Source organism: Qipengyuania sp., from assembly GCF_965277845.1.
In the GTDB taxonomy this organism is placed as follows: domain Bacteria; phylum Pseudomonadota; class Alphaproteobacteria; order Sphingomonadales; family Sphingomonadaceae; genus Qipengyuania.
In genome coordinates, this window is record NZ_OZ255844.1 from 941,226 (window position 1) to 958,828 (window position 17,603).

At 65.4% G+C, this 17,603-nt stretch carries 18 protein-coding genes and 1 tRNA gene; 7 read left to right on the forward strand and 12 right to left on the reverse strand.

Features of this window, described 5'->3' with window-relative positions:
* Positions 1-24: 24 nt before the first annotated feature.
* From ACQY4G_RS04605 to glpX, 4 genes are all read right to left on the reverse strand, one after another.
* A complete protein-coding gene (locus ACQY4G_RS04605; RefSeq protein WP_421993336.1) occupies positions 25-765 on the reverse strand; it encodes an SDR family oxidoreductase in 741 nt (246 codons plus the stop codon).
* Positions 762-1,535, reverse strand: a complete 774-nt coding sequence (locus ACQY4G_RS04610; protein ID WP_421993338.1) for an inositol monophosphatase family protein — start codon at positions 1,533-1,535, stop codon at positions 762-764. Before ACQY4G_RS04610 ends, ACQY4G_RS04605 begins: the two co-directional genes overlap by 4 nt.
* Positions 1,536-1,537: 2 nt before the next feature.
* Positions 1,538-2,473: a ribose-phosphate pyrophosphokinase gene (locus ACQY4G_RS04615; protein ID WP_067691826.1), complete on the reverse strand. Its 936-nt coding sequence runs from the start codon at positions 2,471-2,473 to the stop codon at positions 1,538-1,540.
* Between the two features lie 124 nt (positions 2,474-2,597).
* The gene (gene glpX, locus ACQY4G_RS04620; RefSeq protein WP_067691828.1) at positions 2,598-3,572 is read right to left on the reverse strand and encodes a class II fructose-bisphosphatase; all 975 of its coding nucleotides are present in this window, start codon (positions 3,570-3,572) and stop codon (positions 2,598-2,600) included.
* 90 nt (positions 3,573-3,662) lie between these two features.
* On the opposite strand from glpX, the gene ACQY4G_RS04625 reads away from it, so the two are divergent.
* The gene (locus ACQY4G_RS04625; RefSeq protein WP_421993340.1) at positions 3,663-4,244 is read left to right on the forward strand and encodes a hypothetical protein; all 582 of its coding nucleotides are present in this window, start codon (positions 3,663-3,665) and stop codon (positions 4,242-4,244) included.
* Here the strand turns inward: ACQY4G_RS04625 and ACQY4G_RS04630 are convergent.
* Positions 4,198-5,505, reverse strand: a complete 1,308-nt coding sequence (locus ACQY4G_RS04630; protein WP_421993342.1) for a homoserine dehydrogenase — start codon at positions 5,503-5,505, stop codon at positions 4,198-4,200. The genes ACQY4G_RS04625 and ACQY4G_RS04630 overlap by 47 nt on opposite strands.
* A gap of 73 nt (positions 5,506-5,578) precedes the next feature.
* Positions 5,579-6,394: a hypothetical protein gene (locus tag ACQY4G_RS04635; RefSeq protein ID WP_428483095.1), complete on the reverse strand. Its 816-nt coding sequence runs from the start codon at positions 6,392-6,394 to the stop codon at positions 5,579-5,581.
* Positions 6,395-6,783: 389 nt separating this feature from the next.
* Between ACQY4G_RS04635 and ACQY4G_RS04640 the strand changes: the two genes are divergently transcribed.
* The 4 genes from ACQY4G_RS04640 (at position 6,784) to ACQY4G_RS04655 (ending at position 9,380) form a co-directional block, all read left to right on the forward strand.
* Complete coding sequence (locus ACQY4G_RS04640) at positions 6,784-7,443, forward strand: energy transducer TonB (protein WP_421993346.1); 660 nt, start codon at positions 6,784-6,786, stop codon at positions 7,441-7,443.
* A gap of 57 nt (positions 7,444-7,500) precedes the next feature.
* Positions 7,501-8,298, forward strand: coding sequence for a MotA/TolQ/ExbB proton channel family protein (locus ACQY4G_RS04645; RefSeq protein ID WP_067691841.1), 798 nt, complete (start codon positions 7,501-7,503; stop codon positions 8,296-8,298).
* Between the two features lie 74 nt (positions 8,299-8,372).
* A complete protein-coding gene (locus ACQY4G_RS04650; RefSeq protein WP_421993348.1) occupies positions 8,373-8,903 on the forward strand; it encodes an ExbD/TolR family protein in 531 nt (176 codons plus the stop codon).
* A 39-nt stretch (positions 8,904-8,942) separates the two neighbouring features.
* The gene (locus tag ACQY4G_RS04655; protein WP_067691847.1) at positions 8,943-9,380 is read left to right on the forward strand and encodes an ExbD/TolR family protein; all 438 of its coding nucleotides are present in this window, start codon (positions 8,943-8,945) and stop codon (positions 9,378-9,380) included.
* A gap of 62 nt (positions 9,381-9,442) precedes the next feature.
* Here ACQY4G_RS04655 and ACQY4G_RS04660 read toward each other — a convergent pair whose 3' ends face one another.
* Genes ACQY4G_RS04660 through ACQY4G_RS04680 form a run of 5 tightly spaced genes read right to left on the reverse strand, consistent with a single transcriptional unit; the run spans position 9,443 to position 15,349 of the window.
* Positions 9,443-11,908 carry a ligase-associated DNA damage response DEXH box helicase gene (locus ACQY4G_RS04660; protein WP_421993556.1) on the reverse strand — a complete coding sequence of 822 codons (2,466 nt, stop codon included), beginning with the start codon at positions 11,906-11,908 and terminating at the stop codon, positions 9,443-9,445.
* A 60-nt stretch (positions 11,909-11,968) separates the two neighbouring features.
* The gene (locus tag ACQY4G_RS04665) at positions 11,969-12,814 is read right to left on the reverse strand and encodes a DUF2059 domain-containing protein (protein WP_421993350.1); all 846 of its coding nucleotides are present in this window, start codon (positions 12,812-12,814) and stop codon (positions 11,969-11,971) included.
* Between the two features lie 26 nt (positions 12,815-12,840).
* A complete protein-coding gene (gene pgmG, locus ACQY4G_RS04670; protein ID WP_421993352.1) occupies positions 12,841-14,244 on the reverse strand; it encodes a phosphoglucomutase/phosphomannomutase PgmG in 1,404 nt (467 codons plus the stop codon).
* On the reverse strand, positions 14,241-14,543 hold the full coding sequence (locus ACQY4G_RS04675) for a DnaJ domain-containing protein (protein ID WP_067691859.1): 303 nt from the start codon (positions 14,541-14,543) through the stop codon (positions 14,241-14,243). Before ACQY4G_RS04675 ends, pgmG begins: the two co-directional genes overlap by 4 nt.
* Entirely contained in the window at positions 14,540-15,349 is an 810-nt protein-coding gene (locus ACQY4G_RS04680) for a division plane positioning ATPase MipZ (protein WP_067691862.1), read from the reverse strand. Before ACQY4G_RS04680 ends, ACQY4G_RS04675 begins: the two co-directional genes overlap by 4 nt.
* Positions 15,350-15,574: 225 nt before the next feature.
* On the opposite strand from ACQY4G_RS04680, the gene ACQY4G_RS04685 reads away from it, so the two are divergent.
* On the forward strand, positions 15,575-16,348 hold the full coding sequence (locus ACQY4G_RS04685) for a CsgG/HfaB family protein (RefSeq protein ID WP_067691865.1): 774 nt from the start codon (positions 15,575-15,577) through the stop codon (positions 16,346-16,348).
* Positions 16,349-16,423: 75 nt separating this feature from the next.
* Entirely contained in the window at positions 16,424-17,272 is an 849-nt protein-coding gene (gene panC, locus ACQY4G_RS04690) for a pantoate--beta-alanine ligase (protein WP_421993558.1), read from the forward strand.
* A gap of 225 nt (positions 17,273-17,497) precedes the next feature.
* On the opposite strand, the gene ACQY4G_RS04695 is transcribed toward panC, so the two are convergent.
* Positions 17,498-17,571 (reverse strand) — tRNA-Gly (locus ACQY4G_RS04695).
* Positions 17,572-17,603 lie beyond the last annotated feature (32 nt).

A 17,603-nucleotide genomic window follows, 5' to 3' on the forward strand; every position in this document is an offset into this window, starting at 1 on the left:
AGCGATTCTGCGCACAAAAGCAAGTCAGAAGTGGGTCAGATAGCCCCCATCGACCGCCAGCGTGTGGCCGGTGATATAGCTGGCCTCGGGCGAGGCGAGGAAGGCGACCGCGCCGGCGATTTCGTCGGGCTCGCCCCAGCGGCCGAGCGAAGTACGCCGCGCGAGGTGCTTGGCGACCCCCAGGTCGTTCGCCATGTCCTCATTCGCCTCGGTCGCGAAATAGCCCGGCGCAACCGCGTTGACGGTGATCCCGGTGATGCCCAGTTCGGCGGCCAGCGCACGGGTCAGCGCGGCCAGCCCGCCCTTGCTCGCGGTGTAGAGCACGTCGCCGCGCGCAATATCGGCGGCGATCGAGGTGATGTTGACGATCCGCCCGTACTTGCGCGCCTGCATCAGCGGCACCGCGCGGCGCGCGAGGTCGAACGGCGCGACCAGATTGGTGGCGAGCAGCGCGGCCATATCCTCGCGCTGGAGCTGGACCAGCGGGCGCCGGTCGCGCTGGCCGACATTGTTGACGAGGATATCGAGGCCGCCATCGGCAAGCGTCGCAAAGGCCGCTTCGGTCGCAGCGTCATCGGCGATATCGAAAGCCAGCACGCGCGCCCCGCCGCCGATTCGTCTTGCCGCGACTTCGAGAGCTGCCAGGTCACGCCCGTTGAGCCATACGGTCGCGCCATCCTCGGCCAACCGCCGCGCGATCTCGAAGCCCAGCCCGCGCGCCGCGCCTGTGACCAGCGCGATGCGACCTTCGAGCTGTCCGCTCATCCCATCGCCTCGAGTACGTCCTCGAGCCGGGCTGCGTCGCCCAGCGCGATCACGCGGCCGTCGCTGTCGGCATCGAGTGGATTGCCCTGCCAGTCGCTCATCACTCCGCCGGCCCCTTCGACGACCGGAACGAGCGCGGCGAAGTCGTGCAGTTTGAGCCCCGCCTCGATCACCACGTCGATGTGGCCGGAAGCAACGAGGCCGTAATTGTAGCAATCGCCGCCATAGATGATCTTGCGCTCGGCCACCGCCTTGGCCACGCCCATGAAGGCATCGACATCGTCGCCCTCGAACTGGTGCGGCGTGGTCGTACCGAGCACCGCTTCGGAGAGCTCCCTGCACGCGACGGCGTGCGTTTGCTTGCCGTTGAAGGTCGTGCCTTCGCCGATCCGCCCGACCCAGCGTTCGCGCGCGATGGGCTGGTCGATAACGCCGAGCACCGGCCAGCCATCCTGCATGAGCGCAATCAACGTGCCGAAAATCGGCCGCCCCGCGATGAAGCTGGTCGTGCCGTCGATCGGGTCGAGTACCCATTGCCGGCCCGCACCTTCGTTGCGGGTGCCGTACTCCTCGCCGATGATACCGTCGTCGGCGCGTTCGCTCTCGAGAATCGCGCGCATCGCGGCCTCGGCAGCACGGTCGGCCTCGGTCACGAAGCTGCGATCGGCCTTCTGTTCCTGCGACCATTCGCCGCGGAAGAACGGACGGATGGTTTCGCCTGCCGCGTCGGCGAGGCGGTTGGCTAGAGCGAGATCGGCCGCGGTCGCCATGATCAATCGAACAGCGAGCTGACCGAGCTTTCGTCGGCGATGCGTCGCACCGCCTCGCCGATCAGCGGAGCGATGGTGAGAATACGGAGCTTGTCCGAATCCTTGGCGTCGTCGGTCGGGCGGATCGAATCGGTGATGACCAGCTCCTTGAGCGCCGACCCATCGACCCGCGCCACGGCGCCGCCCGAGAGCACGCCGTGCGTGATGTAAGCGGCGACCGAAGCGGCCCCCTGGTCGAGCAAGGCCTGCGCGGCATTGCAAAGCGTTCCGCCCGAATCGACGATGTCGTCGATCATGATGCAGTGGCGGCCTTTCACTTCACCGATGATATTCATCACCTCGCTCTCGCCGGGGCGGTCGCGGCGCTTGTCGACGATCGCCAGCGGGGCGTTGTCGAGCCGCTTTGCAAGTGCTCGCGCGCGCACCACGCCGCCGACATCGGGCGAGACGACCATCAGGTCTTGGTCGCCATAACGCGCCTGGATATCCGCCGCCATCACCGGTGCGGCGAAGAGGTTGTCGGTCGGAATGTCGAAAAAGCCCTGGATCTGGCCGGCATGCAGGTCCACCGCAAGCACGCGGTCGGCGCCCGCCTCGGTAATCAGATTCGCCACCAGCTTGGCCGAGATCGGCGTGCGCGGGCCGGGCTTGCGGTCCTGTCGGGCATAGCCGAAATAGGGGACCACCGCGGTGATCCGCCGCGCCGATGCACGTTTGAGGGCATCGATGCAGATCAGCAGCTCCATGAGGTTGTCGTTCGCCGGATAGCTGGTCGACTGGACCACGAAGACATCTTCGCCGCGCACGTTTTCGTGGATCTCGACGAAGATTTCCTCATCGGCGAAGCGGCGCACCTGCGCGTCGACGAGCGGCATCTCGAGATAACCTGCAATCGCGCGGGCGAGCGGCAGGTTCGAATTGGCGGCCATGATCTTCATGCGGCGAATCCCCGGGAGTAGATGAGCTGCGCCCCGCCTAGCCGAGCGTCATGGGATTGCAACACGAGGAGTCGTTTTTGGGGAGGAATACAGCGCGCCCTGCCGGTCGCGTCTGCCCGAACCGTCACGAAGTCTGGTGCTCGCCCTTGATCCAGCGCACCGTGCCCGAGCTCGCCCGCATCACCACGCTTTCGGTCGTCATCCGTCCTCCGCGCAGGTATTTGACCCCGTCGAGCAGCGAACCGGAGGTTACGCCCGTCGCAGCGAAGATGCAGTCGCCCTTGACCAGGTCGTCGCGGGTGTAAATCCGGTCGAGGTCCTCGATACCCCACTTGGCAGCACGCGCCTTTTCGTCGTCGTTGCGGAACACCAGGCGGCCGTTGAACTGCCCGCCGACGCAGCGCAGCGCGGCTGCCGCAAGCACGCCTTCGGGCGCGCCGCCCTGGCCCATATACATGTCGATGGTGGTGTCCTCGTCGGTCACCGCGATCACGCCGGCGACGTCGCCGTCGCCGATCAGCACGACGCCGCAGCCCAGGCTGCGGAGCTCGGCGATAAGCTCGGCGTGGCGCGGACGATCCAGCACGCAGACGATGATGTCCGAGGGCTCGACACCCTTGGCCTCGGCCACCGCCTTCACGTTTTCGGTCGGGGTCCTGGCCAGATCGATGACGCCCTGCGGGTATCCCGGGCCGACCGCCAGCTTGTCCATGTAGACGTCGGGTGCGTTGAGCAGGCAGCCTTCGGCCGCCGCCGCGAGCACGGCCAGAGCATTGGGACCTGCCTTGGCGGTGATGGTGGTGCCTTCGAGCGGGTCGAGCGCGATGTCGATCTTGGGCCCCCTTCCCGGCGCACCACCGACCTTTTCGCCGATGAACAGCATCGGCGCTTCGTCGCGCTCGCCCTCGCCGATCACCACGGTGCCGTCCATATAGAGCGTGTCGAAGGCCTTGCGCATGGCTTCGACCGCCGCGGCATCGGCGGCCTTCTCGTCACCGCGGCCGATCAGTTTGGATGCGGCGACCGCCGCAGCCTCGGTCACGCGGACCATTTCGAGTACCAGGACGCGGTCGAGCGGATTGTCGGCGGGCGAGTTCATAATGCGTTCAGTCCCTCACGTGAGTTTGGCGCGACAGATTGCCGACGCGTGAATTCGTATGCGGGGCGCGGATAGACAGGGAGCCTTGCATTGTCGAGACGCTGGTGGGTCGCTTTCGCAATCATCTCCGCAAGCACCTCTCCCGGGCAGCTCGCGGGACAGGAGGCGGAAGAGCCACCGGAACGGATCGACATCCTTGTTCCGCAGGACAATTACGAGGGGCCGCTGGAGGATTGCAGCGCCGAACAGGAAGCCGCGATCATCTCGGGCGAAATCATCGTGTGCCGCCGCCGAGGCGACGGGGGCGAGTACGGTTACGATTCCGACCGGGCGCTCGAGCGCTACGCAGAAGAGACGATGAACAAAGGCGATCCGCGCGCTCCGGACCTTGCCCCGGTCTATCCCGGAGTGGTCGTCGCCCGCGGCTGTTTCATCCCGCCCTGTCCGCCGCCCGAAGCCTATATCGTCGATTTCGATGCGCTGCCGGATACGCCGCCCGGATCGGATGCAGACCGCGTCGGTCGGGGCCTGGCGCCGCTAGCTGGCACTGCCCCGGCTCCCTCGGGAACGAACGAAAGCGAACTGGGCCTTCCACCTCCGCCCGGAGGCGGGCTCGCGGATAGCATCAGTCCTTCAGAATCGGCATCACCAGAGGCGGAGCCGTCAGGCTAGAAGACCCGTCCAGGAGTTCGAGCGCCTTGGTCACGCAGCGTTCGGGCCCTTCGTGGGTGACCATGGCCACCAGCACTTCGCCCCCGTCGTGGTCGCGTCCGCGCTGGATCAGGCTCTCGATCGACACCCCGGCATCGCGCATCGCGGCGGTAATCTCGGCCAGCACGCCCGGCCGGTCGTTGACCGTGAAACGGAGATAATCGCGCCCGATGCGATTGCCGGGATCGGCAGGCGCGAACTGTTCGAGTTCTTCCACCGGCACAGAGAACGGCGCGCCGCTGTCGCCGCGGGCTATGTCGATCAGATCGGCGACGACGGCGCTGGCGGTCGGACCGGCGCCGGCTCCCGCGCCCTGGAACAGCAGGCGACCGGAGAAATTACCCTCGGCCACCACGGCATTGGTCGGTCCGGTAACCGCCGCCAGCGGATGGCCGCGAGCGACCAGGCAGGGACGCACGCGCTGCAAGAGCGTGGGATTGCCGCCGCTTTCGTCGAGCGAGGCGATCCCGACCAGCCGGATGACATAGCCGAGCGTACCCGCCTGGGTAATATCGGCAGCCCGAACCTCGCCGATGCCCGTGGCCGCGACATGCTCGAAATCGACTCGCGCGCCGAAACCGATCCCGGCGAGGATCGCGAGCTTGTGCGCCGCGTCGACCCCTTCGATATCGAAGGTCGGATCGGCTTCGGCGTAGCCCTTGTCCTGCGCTGCGCTCAGCATGTCGCCGAAATCGGCACCGGTGCGCTCCATTTCGGACAGGATATAATTGCAGGTGCCGTTGAGAATGCCGTAGATTCGTTCGATCCGGTTGGCCGCCGCGCCTTCGCGCAGGCCTTTCACGACGGGAATTCCGCCCGCGACGGCGGCTTCGAACTTGAGCGGCACGCCGCGCAGCGCGGCCTGTTCGGCCAGCGCCAGCCCATGATGCGCGATCATCGCCTTGTTCGCGGTGACGAAACCCTTGCCCGCATCGAGTGCTGCGCGGGCGAGTGTGAGCGCGGGCCCGTCGGAGCCGCCGACCAGTTCGAGTACGACATCGACGTCGCTGCGCTCGGCCATCGCCTGCATGTCGTCGACCCAGGCGTAGGGCGACAGATCGACCCCGCGGTCGCGCGTCCGGTCACGCGCGTTCACCGCGACGATTTCCAGCGCGCGACCGGCGCGGCGTTCGATGGTGGCACGATTGGTTTCGAGCAGCTCGATCACGCCGGTTCCGACGGTGCCGAGCCCGGCGAGGGCAATGCGGAGGGGTTCAGCCATGGCGGTCGCCTAGCGCAGCGCCCCCCAGGATTGGAACCAGTTTGTCTTGAACCGAGTGAAGCGCGGCCTTTAGTTAGTCGCGCGTGCGCGTGCAGGGACCGAGCGCGTCGCGGACCAGAGCATAGTCGGCCGCCGCGAGCGCCCGCGCCCGAGGATCGCGCGACAGGTTCGCGTTGCCCGGGAGGCTATCGGGCAGCGAACAGGCGAGCCGATACCACTCCAGAGTGTCGGGTTGCGGCGCGCGCGCCGACTGATCGACGATCTCGGTCCAGGATACGCCCCAGCGCGGCGCCTGTCCGGGGCGGCGGACGATCGTCACCGATACCGGGCCGTCGTCCTCGGTGTCGAGGAACAGTTGGGTTTCCGATTCCCCGACGAGCGTGCCCTCGACCGCCAGCGCGTCGCGAATCCCCGTAACCCGCGGCGGCGCGTCCTGCGCAAGGAGGCTGGAAAGGATGGGCCGCAGCCGGGCCTCGAGCGCCTCGGAATGGGGAAACTGGGCTTGCGGATCGACCAGCTGCAATTCATCGGGGCGCCCGCTCACCGGTCGCGCGAACAGGATGACTTCCTGTTTCCTGAGCCTGGGCGCCTTTCCTCTCTCGTCGAGCGGGACGTCGACGAGATAGCGAAGATCTTCTCCGACCGGCACGGTGCCGGCAATCAGGGCGGTGGTGCGCGCTTCGATATATAGCCGCGCATGACCGGGTGCGAGACCGGGCGAACGTTCTGGCTCGACGGTCGCCTGGCGGCGGATCTGCGCCCGCAGTACGAGCGGCGTACCATCGGCAAGGTCGACCATGTCGGCGTAGGTCAGTGCGGGCACACCGTCCTGCTCCTGCGCCAGGCCGGAAACCGGCGCGCCCGCCAGCGCGGCACAGAGGAGGAGCAACTTTCCGGGATGGTGGTGAAACGGCATGGCTGGGGAATCTTTTCGCTAGGGTGAGCCGGGTGGTGCGAATCGGTCGACCCGTGGTCGGTATCCGAGGTTCCTCCAGCCAAGCTACTGAATTCGCGGTTAACCGATAAAGGATTTGCGGTGAAACGGCATCATAGCTAAAGGGTCGGGCCGGACCCGAGTGGACGATACAATATTGCTTGGGGAGAGGTGCGCGGGTTCTAATTGGGAACTTTGGTGCGCCTTCGCCGCTGAGCCTTTTAGGGGCCCGAGCGGCGCGAATGCGTTAACGATGCCCACAGTCACGCCAATCGGGCGGGTCGCAAATGGGTGTCAATCTGCCCCGGGGTTTGCCGGGGCGACCGATGGAGTGATGCAACCGAATGGCTTATGCTGACCAACAGATGAGCGGCAATCGCATCGTCGCGATCATCATTGTTGCCCTCATCCATATCGCTCTCGGTTATGCTCTCATCACCGGCCTCGCATACAACGCGGTGCAGCAGGTGGTCGAGCGCGTGACGACGATCGATATCGAGGAACCCCCGCCGCCTGAAGAAGAGCCGCCGCCGCCGCCGCCGGAACAGGTGCCCGACACACCGCCGCCGCCGGTCGCGCCGCCGCCGCCGATCAATATCGCGCCGGCACCGCCTCCGATCCGCACGCAGACGACGATTCCGCCGCCTGCGCCGCCGCGGCTGGTTATCCCGCCGCCCGCACCTCCGGCTCCGCCGCCGCCGCCATCGAAGGCGCAGGGTGCGACGCCCAGGGGCCTTAGCGGCTGGTCGCGTCGTATTCAGGCCAATTACCCCCGCCGCGCGGAACGCGAGGGTATCGAAGGCAATGTCGGTGTGACGGTCCAGATCGGACCCAATGGCCGCGTTTCCTCGTGCCGTGTGACGCGGTCGAGCGGGTCGAGCGATCTCGACTCCGCCGCCTGTGACGGGATGACCCGCTATGCGCGGTTCAACCCTGCCCTGGACGCCGCAGGCAATGAAATCTCTGATAGCTGGTCGACCACCATCGTCTACCAGCTCAATTAACCATCCAGGGCCTGCTGCGGCAGGCGGACAACGGAATACTCAAAAGGACCACTCGTTATGACCTTCGAACTTCTTGCAGCTGCCACGGATGCAGCCCCGCAGAACTCCTTCGGTTTCATGGAAGCCATGGAACAGGGCGGTTTCGTCGCCTGGTTCATTCTCGGCGTGATGGTGATCATGTCGGTCGGTTCGTTCTACATCCTGTTCACCAAGCTGCTCGAACAGCGCAAGGTCCTGGCCCAGTACAAGGCCGTGCGCACCCAGTTCTGGAAGGCCGGTTCGCTCAAGGACGGCGCCGCCAAGCTCGAGAAGAACAGCGCATGGCGCCAGCTCGTCGACGATGCGCTGATCGCCGAAGACCAGCACTCGAAGATGACCGACAAGCTCGAAGCGCACGACTGGATGCACGGTTCGCTCCAGCGTTCGGAAGACACGATCAATTCGAAGCTCGCCGGCGGCCTGCCGTTTCTCGCCACGGTCGGCGCGACCGCGCCCTTCGTCGGCCTGCTCGGCACGGTTATCGGTATCTACCGCGCGCTGATCAACATCGGCATCGCCGGTTCGGCCTCGATCGACAAGGTCGCGGGCCCGGTCGGCGAGGCGCTCATCATGACCGCCATCGGTCTGCTGGTCGCGGTTCCGGCCGTGTTCGCCTACAACTGGCTGCAGAGCCGCAACAAGCGCATTGCCGAACTGATGCATGCGTTCACGACCGACCTGCTGGCGAACATCAGCTCGAACGGTTCGGTCAAGCCGACCTACATGACCGCCACGTCGACGCAGGCTGCCGGCAAGGCCGCCCGCACCGCTCCGGCCGCCAAGCCGGCCGCCGCGACCACCACGGTCAAGAAGTAATCGATCGAAACCGGGGGCGGTCAGGTACCGCCCCCGCATCGATCCCAAGAATTTCGAACGTTAGGAACTGAACCATGGCGATTTCGACAGGAGGTAGCGGCGAGACGCCCATGTCGGACATCAACACCACGCCACTCGTGGACGTGATGCTGGTGCTTCTGATCATCTTCCTCATCGCGGTTCCGGTCGCGATCCAGACCATCGAGAAACTGGAGGTCCCGGTCTTCGAATCGGTCGAATCCAAGGATAAGGTCGAAAACCTCCTCCTGACCGTCAGCACCACCGACGACAATGGCGTAAGCGCCGGTGAGCCGGGCTTCGAGGGTGCCTCGCGCAACGGCGAATGCCGGGTCTATTTCAACAATATCGCACCGGTCACTTCCGAAGAGCTCTACGATCAGGCCTTCGAACGCCTCGATGCCATCGTGCAGCGTGCCGGGGGTCCGGAAGCCATCATGAACGATCCGGAGAAGATCCCGCAGGTACACATCCGCGGCGACGTGAACGCACCGTGGTCCTGCGTGGCCGGCGCGATCTACAACGTCCAGGCGGCGGGCTACCCGACCGTCGGCTTCATTTCGAACCCGGTCGATCCCAACGTGTGATCGCGCGGTTCGGCAAAGCAAACTAGGGAGTAACCCACTATGGCAATGTCAGGCGGCACGGACGATGGATCGCCGATGATGGAAATGAACATGACGCCGTTGATCGACGTCCTGCTCGTTCTCCTCATCATGTTCATCATCACTATCCCGGTCGCGACCCATGCGGTCAATATCGACCTGCCGGCCCCCAGCAATGTTCCGCAGGACATCACTGTGGAACCGGAAAAGAACAAGCTGGTGCTGACCACCGACGACCAGATCCTGTGGAACGGCAATGCGGTCGACATGGGCCAGCTGCGCACGCTGCTGGAACAGTCGCGGACGATCAATCCGGAACCCGAACTCCAGTTCGAACCGGAAGCGCAGGCAAGCTACGATCTCGCAGCCAAGGTCCTGCAGCTGATCAAGGCCAGCGGCGTTACCAAGTTCGGCTTCGTCGGCAACGAGCGTTACCGGACTTTCGGCAAGGCCGGCTAAGCCGGATCAGGTCACCAAGCGACACACGAAAGGGGCGGAGCGATCCGCCCCTTTCTTTTCGCCTAGGGTTCACCCGCCTCCCCATCGACTCGCATCGCCGTACCCGCGAGGCTTTCCGCTTCGAGCAAGAGTTCGTCGTCGACCGATCCCTGGGGTGTCGCTTCGCGGCCGATCGTCACCATGACCGGCACCGCCAACGGGCTGACACGGTCGAGTTCGACATGCACCAATTGCTCCGCGGACCGGTCGAGCAAATCGGCCAGACGCCCAACGTCGGTCAGCCGCGTTCTCGCATCGGCCCAGGCCGCTTCGAGCAGCACGTGGTCGGGCTCGTATTTGCGCAGCACGTCGTAGATCAGGTCGGTCGAGAAGGTGACCTGCTTGCCGGTCTTGCGCTTGCCGGGATGCTGGCGTTCTACCAGCCCGCCGATAACCGCCACCTCGCGAAACGCCCGGCGCAACAGATGAGAGTTCTGCACCCATTCGATGAACTCATCCTGCAATATATCGGGTGACAGGAGCGGGGTGGGATCGGTCACCGGTTTCAGACCCCACACGGCCAGCGAGTAGTCGTTGGCGACGAACCCGCCTGGCATCAGCCCGCGATCTTCCATCCGCCTGGTGATCAGCATGCCCAGGCTCTGGTTCGCATTCCAGCCCTCGAAGGTATAATAGACGCTGTAGTGGCGTTTCGCGTGCGGGAAGCTCTCGACCAGCAATTGCCCCGGCCCCGGCATCCGGCTGCGCCAGTCCTGCACCTCGAGCCATTCGCGCACATCGTCGGGAAAGCGCGCCCAACCGGCCCGATCGACCAGCATTTCACGCACCCGTTCTGCCAGATGCGTGGTCAGCGGCATGCGCGCACCGCCATAGCTGGGGATCATGGCGCTGGCCTTGGCGGCCTTCACCACGACTTCCATGTCCTGCAGCTTGACCACCTCGAGACTCATCCCGGCGAAGGCGAAACTGTCGCCCGGACTGAGCGAGGCGGCAAAGCGTTCCTCGACCTTGCCGAGCGAACGCCCACCGCGCCCGCGTCCGGCATTGATCCGCACGTCGAGCATTTCGGAATCGATGATGATTCCGGCATTCATCCGGTGGCGTTGCGCCTGTTCGGGATGGGTCAGCCGCCAGACGCCTTCCCTGTCACGCAGGATGCGCTTGAACTTGTCATAGGCCTTGAGCGCATAGCCGCCGGTTTCGACGAAGGAGAGCACGCGCTGCCACACTGCCTCGTCGACCCACGCATAGGAGAGGCTGGCGCGAATCTCGGCGAGCAGCTCAGCCTCCTGAAACGGGGCCGCGCAGGCGCAGGCCATCACGTGCTGCGCAAGCACATCGAGCCCGCCCGGGCGGAACTCCTCGCCGTCGCGCTGGCCTTCGTCGACCGCGTCGCGTGCCGCGGTAGCCTCGAGGAATTCGAATCGATTCCCCGGGACCAGCAGGGCGCGGCTGGGCTGGTCGAGCCGGTGGTTGGCGCGCCCGATACGCTGCAGCAGCCGCGAGGATCCCTTGGGCGCCCCCATCTGCACGACCAGGTCGATATCGCCCCAGTCGACACCGAGGTCCAGGCTGGCGGTCGCCACCAGCGCGCGCAGCTCGCCCCGCGCCATCGCGCCCTCGACCTTGCGCCGCGCTTCCTTGCTCAAGCTCCCGTGATGGACGCCAATCGGCAGGTTGTCGTCGTTCACGTCCCACAGGTTCTGGAAGATGTATTCCGCAAGAAACCGGGTGTTGGTGAAGATCAGCGTGGTGCGATTGGTCCTGATCTGTTCGTAGAGTTGCGGAATCGCCCAGGTCGCTGCATGGCCGCCCCAAGGCACGCGCTCCTCCTCGGGCAGCAGGATTTCGACTTCGGCCGGGGCGCCCGCCTCGCCCGCGACCAGCTCGACCGCATCGATGTCGCCCCAGGGCGCCAACCATTCGCGAAAGCCTTCCGGGTTGGCGAGCGTGGCCGACAGCGCCGCGCGCTGCATGTCCGGCGCGATTGCCTGCAGCCGGGTCAGCGCCAGCGCCAGCAGGTCGCCCCGCTTGCCGGTGGCGAAGGCGTGCACCTCGTCGATGACGATGCGCTTGAGACTGCGGAACAGCTCGAAACTCTCGGGATAGGACAGCAGCAATGAGAGGCTTTCGGGCGTGGTCAGCAGGACATGCGGCGGCCGCGTGCGCTGGCGTTTCTTGCGGTCCGACGGGGTATCGCCGCTGCGCGTCTCCACCCGGATCGGCAGCCCCATATCCTCGATCGGGGTCAGCAGGTTGCGCTGCACGTCGTGCGCCAGCGCCTTCAGAGGCGATACGTAGAGCGTATGGAGCCCCTCGGGCGGCGGCCCCTCCGCCAGTCGCGAGGATGTGAAATCGGCAAGTGTCGGCAGGAAGCCCGCGAGCGTTTTGCCGGCACCGGTATCGGCCACCAGCAGCGCATGCCGCCCGGCATCGCTCGCGACGAGCATGTCCGCCTGATGGCGCCGCACGCGCCAGCCGCGTGCCGAGAACCAGTCGGTGATTTCGGAAGGAATATCGGGACGCATCATCGAGACAGCGATGGAGCCCCGGTTTGGGTCCCGCTGCTTCGCATGCGCAAATCCGCGCTACATCCCGCTTTCGTCGCCCGATCCATCCATCGGGCTGGGCGGCTTGACGATTTTCCCCAGCGCTGCCGGCTGCACGCCCAGCAGCTTCGCCATCCGCGCGCGTTCGGACCGGCTCAAGTCGGCATAGGCCCGTTCCGCCGGCAAGGTGGCCATCGCCTCCACCATAGAGCTTTCGAAATCGCCGAAGCTGCCCATCATAGCGGGCACCGCCTCCATACTGGCCTGGATGACCTGCGGATCGGCGAACAGCGCCATCGATTCCCTGGCGTAGACGCTACCCGTGGGGGTCGCGAAGAAGGCAGCGATGTCGGCCAGCTGCCTTTCATCGAAACGGACTGCATAGGCCTTCGACAACCCGTCGCGCATGGGGCCTTCCATCGCCGCGTACATGTCGCCCATTTTCGCGGTCAGGACAGTGACGATGGCATCCACGCGCCGGTCGTAGGCCGGATCGAGCATTGCCATGAGCTCGGCCTGTTCGCCTTCGTCCAGCGCCTCGATCGCCTCCTGCTCGATGTCGAGCCGGCTCCCCAGCACGAATTCGGGGGCGGTGAACATCGACATCATCGGACGAATCATCTTGTCCATCATGTCGCCCATCATCTCGCCATAGAAGCCTTCGGGCATCATGGTGCCGACCACCGCCGTCGCCGCCGGGAGCCGGGCTTCCTGCTCGGCGGTCAGGGGGTCGGTCTGGAACAGGCCCGCCACCATCCCGGAAAACTGATCCAGCTTCGCCGCGGATTCTTCTCCATTGGCATCCTTGGGCGCATCCTGCGCCAGTGCAGGGCCGGCGATGCTCATGGTCGCTGCCACCATGGTGCTGATCAGTGTTCGGCGCATGCCCTACTCCCCTCTCGTCGTGCCGTTCAGTGGCCGGCCTGCGGACCGCGCTCGAGGCCCGAGGCCGCGAGCTGCTCGTCGATCTGTGCGACCAATCTCTCGAGCCCTTCCCGGCTTTCGCTTTCGGCCCGCGCGACGAGGACGTCCTGCGTGTTCGAGGCGCGCAGCAGCCACCAGCCATCGTCGGTGGTGACGCGCACGCCGTCGGTCGTGTCCGCTACCGCATCGCCGTTCGCGATACGCTCTGCGATTTCGCCGATGGCGGCGAACTTGCGGCTCTCGTCGACCTGGAAGCGCATTTCGGGCGTGTTGACCATCGGTGGCATGGCGCCCCGCAGCTCGGTCACCGATTTACCCAACCGCGCCGCCGCGGCGATCAGCCGCACGCCCGCGTAAAGCGCATCGTCGTAGCCAAAATATTCGTCGGCGAAGAAGACATGCCCGCTCATCTCGCCCGCAAGCGGCGAACCGGTTTCCTTCATTTTGGACTTAATCAGCGAGTGGCCAGTCTTCCACATCAAAGGTTCGCCCCCATGCGTAGCCACGTGATCGAACAAGGCGCGGCTGGCCTTCACATCGGCGATGATCGTTACGCCCGGGCGCCGTGAGAGCAGGTCCTCGGCATAGATCATCAGCAACTGATCGCCCCAGATGACCCGGCCGTCTCCGTCGATCGCACCGATGCGGTCTCCATCGCCGTCGAAGGCGACTCCGAAATCGAGCGACTTATCGGCGACGAGGGCACGCAGATCTTCCAGATTCTCTTCGACAGTCGGGTCGGGATGATGATTGGGAAAATTGCCGTCGACTTCCGTATACAGCAGATGGTGTTCGCCCGGCAGGCGCGCGGCCAGCTTCTCGAGCGCCGGGCCCGCAGCCCCGTTGCCCGCATCCCATCCGACCTTGAGGTTTGCGAGTTTCGCGGTGTCGATACCCTCGAGCGCTCCGAGCATGCGGTCGACATACGCATCGAGAACTTCGCGCTCTTCGACCTCACCGGCACCGTCGACCCATTCACCCGCGGCACCCCGGCGTCCCAGCTCCTGAATGTCCGCACCGAAGAACGGCCGGCCCTGAAATACCATCTTGAAGCCGTTGTAATTGGCGGGATTGTGACTGCCGGTTATCTGAATGCCGCCATCCACATCCTCGGCTGATGCCTCGGCATAATAGAGCATCGGCGTCGGCCCCATGCCGATCCGCACGACATCCATGCCCGACGCGGTCAGACCTTCCACCAGCGCGTGTTCGAGCATCGGCGAGCTGACCCGGCCATCGTAGCCGACCGCCACCTTGGTGCCGCCGGCCTCGGCAAGCATCGATCCGAAGCCGCGTCCGATCGCCCGGGCATCGTCCGGACCGAGCGTTTCTCCGATGATCCCGCGAATATCGTATTCGCGCAGCACGGTGGGATGGAAATCGTGGCTCATTCGGGGGGCTCCGTTCGGGTCCGGGATAGATGATCGAGCAAGAGATCGCGCGCGGCATTGGCCTCTTGCAAAGCGGTAGCGCTACCCCCTCTGTCGGGGTGATTTATTGTAGCTATGCGACGGTGCGCCGCACGGATTTCGTCCGGCGTGGCGCGCGGCGAGACATCGAGGATGGCTCGGGCACGAGCGAGCGAGCGATCCGCGGGGCTTTGCGCCCGCAGATATTCCCACGGCCATTTGCCGAAAATCCAGCGGCAGGCCACGCAAAGCAGGATGGCAAGGGCGAGCAGGCGGATCATTGCGCCGGCTCCGGGATCCGCTCGGCTAGCCGATCGGGCAGGCGCAGATTGGCGACCAGCCCGCGCAATTCCTGCCGCGCAACCAGGTGGCTGGTACCGAGATCGCCCAGATGCCCCTTGTCGAGCAGGGTAAGGCCCGAGGGAAAGAGTTCGCGATAGATCACGCGCTCCGACAGGCCCTTCGCCACCCGGAAACCGACCCGCTTGGCCATTTCGGTCAAGGCCTGTTCGATACGTGCCATATTGCGCGCTTCGGTATAGCCGGTGCGGTTGCGCACGACGACCCAGTCCATCTGCGCGCGGTTCTGTTCGATCGAGGTGCGGCTGCGCTTGAGCCGCGCTTCCCAGATCAACTCGGCGTAGAAGGATAGCTTCTTCACTTTGAAACTTTCGCCCTCGACCTGGCCGATGAGGTCGAAATCGACGAAACTGTCGTTCATCGGCGTCACCAGCGTGTCGGCGGTTGTCGCCGCATGGCGCGCCAGCGGATCGTCGCGCCCGGGCGTGTCGATGATGACGAAGTCCGCCACTGCCGAGTTTTCGGCGAGGAAAGCATCCATCGCGGGCTCGTCCATGCCCTCGACAACGTGGCAGTGGGCCGTGGGCAGTTCGATCCCGCGCCGGCGCATGGTTTCGGCGCGGTTCTCGAAGTAACGACACATCGTCTGCTGGCGGTGGTCGAGATCGAACGCGACGACCCTGGCGCCGCGATGGGCCAACGCAACCGCGACATGCACGGCCGTGGTCGACTTCCCGGTGCCGCCTTTCTCATTGGCGAAAACAATGCGGTGGGGGTGCGACGTCATCGGCAATCGGCAGTGAGTTTCATGATGCCCTGTCCCTATCCAACCCGTCGCCCGGCGGCAACGCAGCGCGGCGGGAAGCTACGCGCTTTTTCCCACAATGGCGGATGTATACTAGCGCGAGACGCATCATTTGGTATCCTGCGCGCCACCTGGGTCGCGTGCGACCGGCGAGAACCGGCAGCAAGCCGGCAGCCGCGAACAGATCATTCGAGGGGATCCCAGGACATGAAAAAAGCACTCTTCACCACGCTCGCCATTCTATCCATGACCGGCATGGCCGCCGAACCGATTGTGGCGCAGGGCCGGTCCTCCGGACGCAAGGCGCAGGATCGGGCGACGATGGAGATTCCGCGCTGCACGCAGAATCTCGGCACGATCGCGGTGGTCGAACCCGACGACAAATGGTGGCGCGAACTCAATCTCGGCAGCCCCGAGCAGATCATCCGTGTCTTCGTGCAGCGTTCGGGCTGCTTCACCATGGTCAGCCGGGGCCGCGCGATGCGCAGCCGGGCAATGGAGCGCGCGCTGCAGGAACAGGGCGAGCTGCAGGAGGGGCAGAATGTCGGTCTCGGACAGGTCCGCACGGCCGATTACTTCCTCCAGCCCGATATCGTCAGCGCCAACAGCAATTCGGGCGGCGGAGGCGGCGTACTTGGCGGAGTGGTCGGCGGATTGTTCGGCCGCACGGCAGGCGCGCTGGCTGGCGGCATCCGCGTAAAGAAAGGCGAAGCGAACGTCGTTCTCTCACTCGTCAATGCGCGCACGACGGTCGAGGAGGCGCTGGTTGAGGGATACTTCCGCAAGAAGGATCTCGGCTGGGCCGCCGGCGGTGGCCTGTTCGGCGGCGGGGGCGGAGCTGCCGGTGGCTTCGGCAGCTACGAGAACACGGCGATCGGCCAGATCATCGTGCTCGCCTATCTCAATGCCTATACCGACCTCGTGACGCAGCTTGGCGGCCTGCCCCTCGATGCAGCCGCGGCGGCGCCCGAAGCGCGCTGACACCGGACACCTTGCATGAACACGGGCAGGGCGGCACAGATCGCCCCGCCCTTTCTTGCGAGCGGAGTGTAAGCGCTGAAGACGATCACGACACTGGACGAGCTACGCCGCGTCACCGCCGCCATCCGCAGCAAGGGATCGCTGGCGCTGGTCCCGACCATGGGGGCCCTGCATGAAGGGCATTTGACCCTCGTCCGCGCAGCGCGCGAGGCGGCGGACCATGTCGCCGTCTCGATATTCGTCAACCCGCGTCAGTTTGGCGCGAACGAAGATCTCGATGCCTACCCCAGGCAGTTGGCGCGCGATTCGGATTTGCTCGAAGCCGAGGGCGTTGCGCTGTTGTGGGCGCCGCCCCCAAGCGAAGTCTATCCCGAAGGGTATGCCACCAATATCTCGGTCGCGAAGGTCAGCGAGGGCCTTTGCGGGGCGGATCGACCGGGCCATTTCGATGGTGTCGCGACCGTAGTGTGCAAGCTCTTCAACCAGGTCCGGCCCGACATGGCATTCTTCGGCGAAAAGGATTGGCAACAACTCGCGGTCATTCGCCGTATGGCCCGCGATCTCGACCTGACCCGGCCGCATGTCGATGCGATACATGGCGTGCCGATCGTCCGCGAGGCCGATGGACTCGCGATGTCGAGCCGCAATGCCTATCTCTCGCCAGACCAGCGCGCAGTGGCGGCCGCGCTACCCGAGGCAATGCGCCGGGCGATCGCGCGGCTGGGCGGCGGCGAAGCGGCAGGGCCGGTCCTTGCCGAACTCTCCTCCGAACTGGTGGAGACCGGCTTTGACAGCGTGGATTATGCCGAACTTAGGCGTGGCGGCGATCTGGCGCCGGTTGGCGTTGCGGAACAGGACAGCCGCCTGTTCGTGGCCGCACGCATCGGTGGCACGCGGCTGATCGACAACATGCCGCTCGGCTGAGGGAAGGCACGGTCCCCCGCATGGGGGACTGTCATCAAACTGCAATTTATCCTATTGCGGAGGACCGTCGCGAACGGTGCCGGTCGGCACCCGCCCTTCGGTTCGCAAGGGTCGGGTGCATGGCGCAGGCAGCGCCGTGGACCCGACTTCCCGAAAGCTCTCCAATGGATCAATGAAACCCGCGGCGGCACAGCCGCGTGGAAGCATTCAGGCGCGCCGGAGGTCTGGAGCGGGTAAGGGGAATCGAACCCCTCTAGCCAGCTTGGAAGGCTGGAGCATTACCACTATGCTATACCCGCCCGGGAGTTGCGCCAATGCCATCGAAGGCGCC

Excerpts from the sequence above, each read along its gene's own strand:
- ACQY4G_RS04605 (WP_421993336.1), bottom strand. The coding sequence starts at position 765 with ATGAGCGGACAGCTCGAAGGTCGCATCGCGCTGGTCACAGGCGCGGCG.
- ACQY4G_RS04610 (WP_421993338.1), bottom strand. The coding sequence starts at position 1,535 with ATGGCGACCGCGGCCGATCTCGCTCTAGCCAACCGCCTCGCCGACGCG.
- ACQY4G_RS04615 (WP_067691826.1), bottom strand. The coding sequence starts at position 2,473 with ATGAAGATCATGGCCGCCAATTCGAACCTGCCGCTCGCCCGCGCGATT.
- glpX (WP_067691828.1), bottom strand. The coding sequence starts at position 3,572 with ATGAACTCGCCCGCCGACAATCCGCTCGACCGCGTCCTGGTACTCGAA.
- ACQY4G_RS04630 (WP_421993342.1), bottom strand. The coding sequence starts at position 5,505 with ATGGCTGAACCCCTCCGCATTGCCCTCGCCGGGCTCGGCACCGTCGGA.
- ACQY4G_RS04640 (WP_421993346.1), top strand. The coding sequence starts at position 6,784 with ATGGCTTATGCTGACCAACAGATGAGCGGCAATCGCATCGTCGCGATC.
- ACQY4G_RS04645 (WP_067691841.1), top strand. The coding sequence starts at position 7,501 with ATGACCTTCGAACTTCTTGCAGCTGCCACGGATGCAGCCCCGCAGAAC.
- ACQY4G_RS04650 (WP_421993348.1), top strand. The coding sequence starts at position 8,373 with ATGGCGATTTCGACAGGAGGTAGCGGCGAGACGCCCATGTCGGACATC.
- ACQY4G_RS04655 (WP_067691847.1), top strand. The coding sequence starts at position 8,943 with ATGGCAATGTCAGGCGGCACGGACGATGGATCGCCGATGATGGAAATG.
- ACQY4G_RS04660 (WP_421993556.1), bottom strand. The coding sequence starts at position 11,908 with ATGCGTCCCGATATTCCTTCCGAAATCACCGACTGGTTCTCGGCACGC.
- ACQY4G_RS04665 (WP_421993350.1), bottom strand. The coding sequence starts at position 12,814 with ATGCGCCGAACACTGATCAGCACCATGGTGGCAGCGACCATGAGCATC.
- pgmG (WP_421993352.1), bottom strand. The coding sequence starts at position 14,244 with ATGAGCCACGATTTCCATCCCACCGTGCTGCGCGAATACGATATTCGC.
- ACQY4G_RS04675 (WP_067691859.1), bottom strand. The coding sequence starts at position 14,543 with ATGATCCGCCTGCTCGCCCTTGCCATCCTGCTTTGCGTGGCCTGCCGC.
- ACQY4G_RS04680 (WP_067691862.1), bottom strand. The coding sequence starts at position 15,349 with ATGACGTCGCACCCCCACCGCATTGTTTTCGCCAATGAGAAAGGCGGC.
- ACQY4G_RS04685 (WP_067691865.1), top strand. The coding sequence starts at position 15,575 with ATGAAAAAAGCACTCTTCACCACGCTCGCCATTCTATCCATGACCGGC.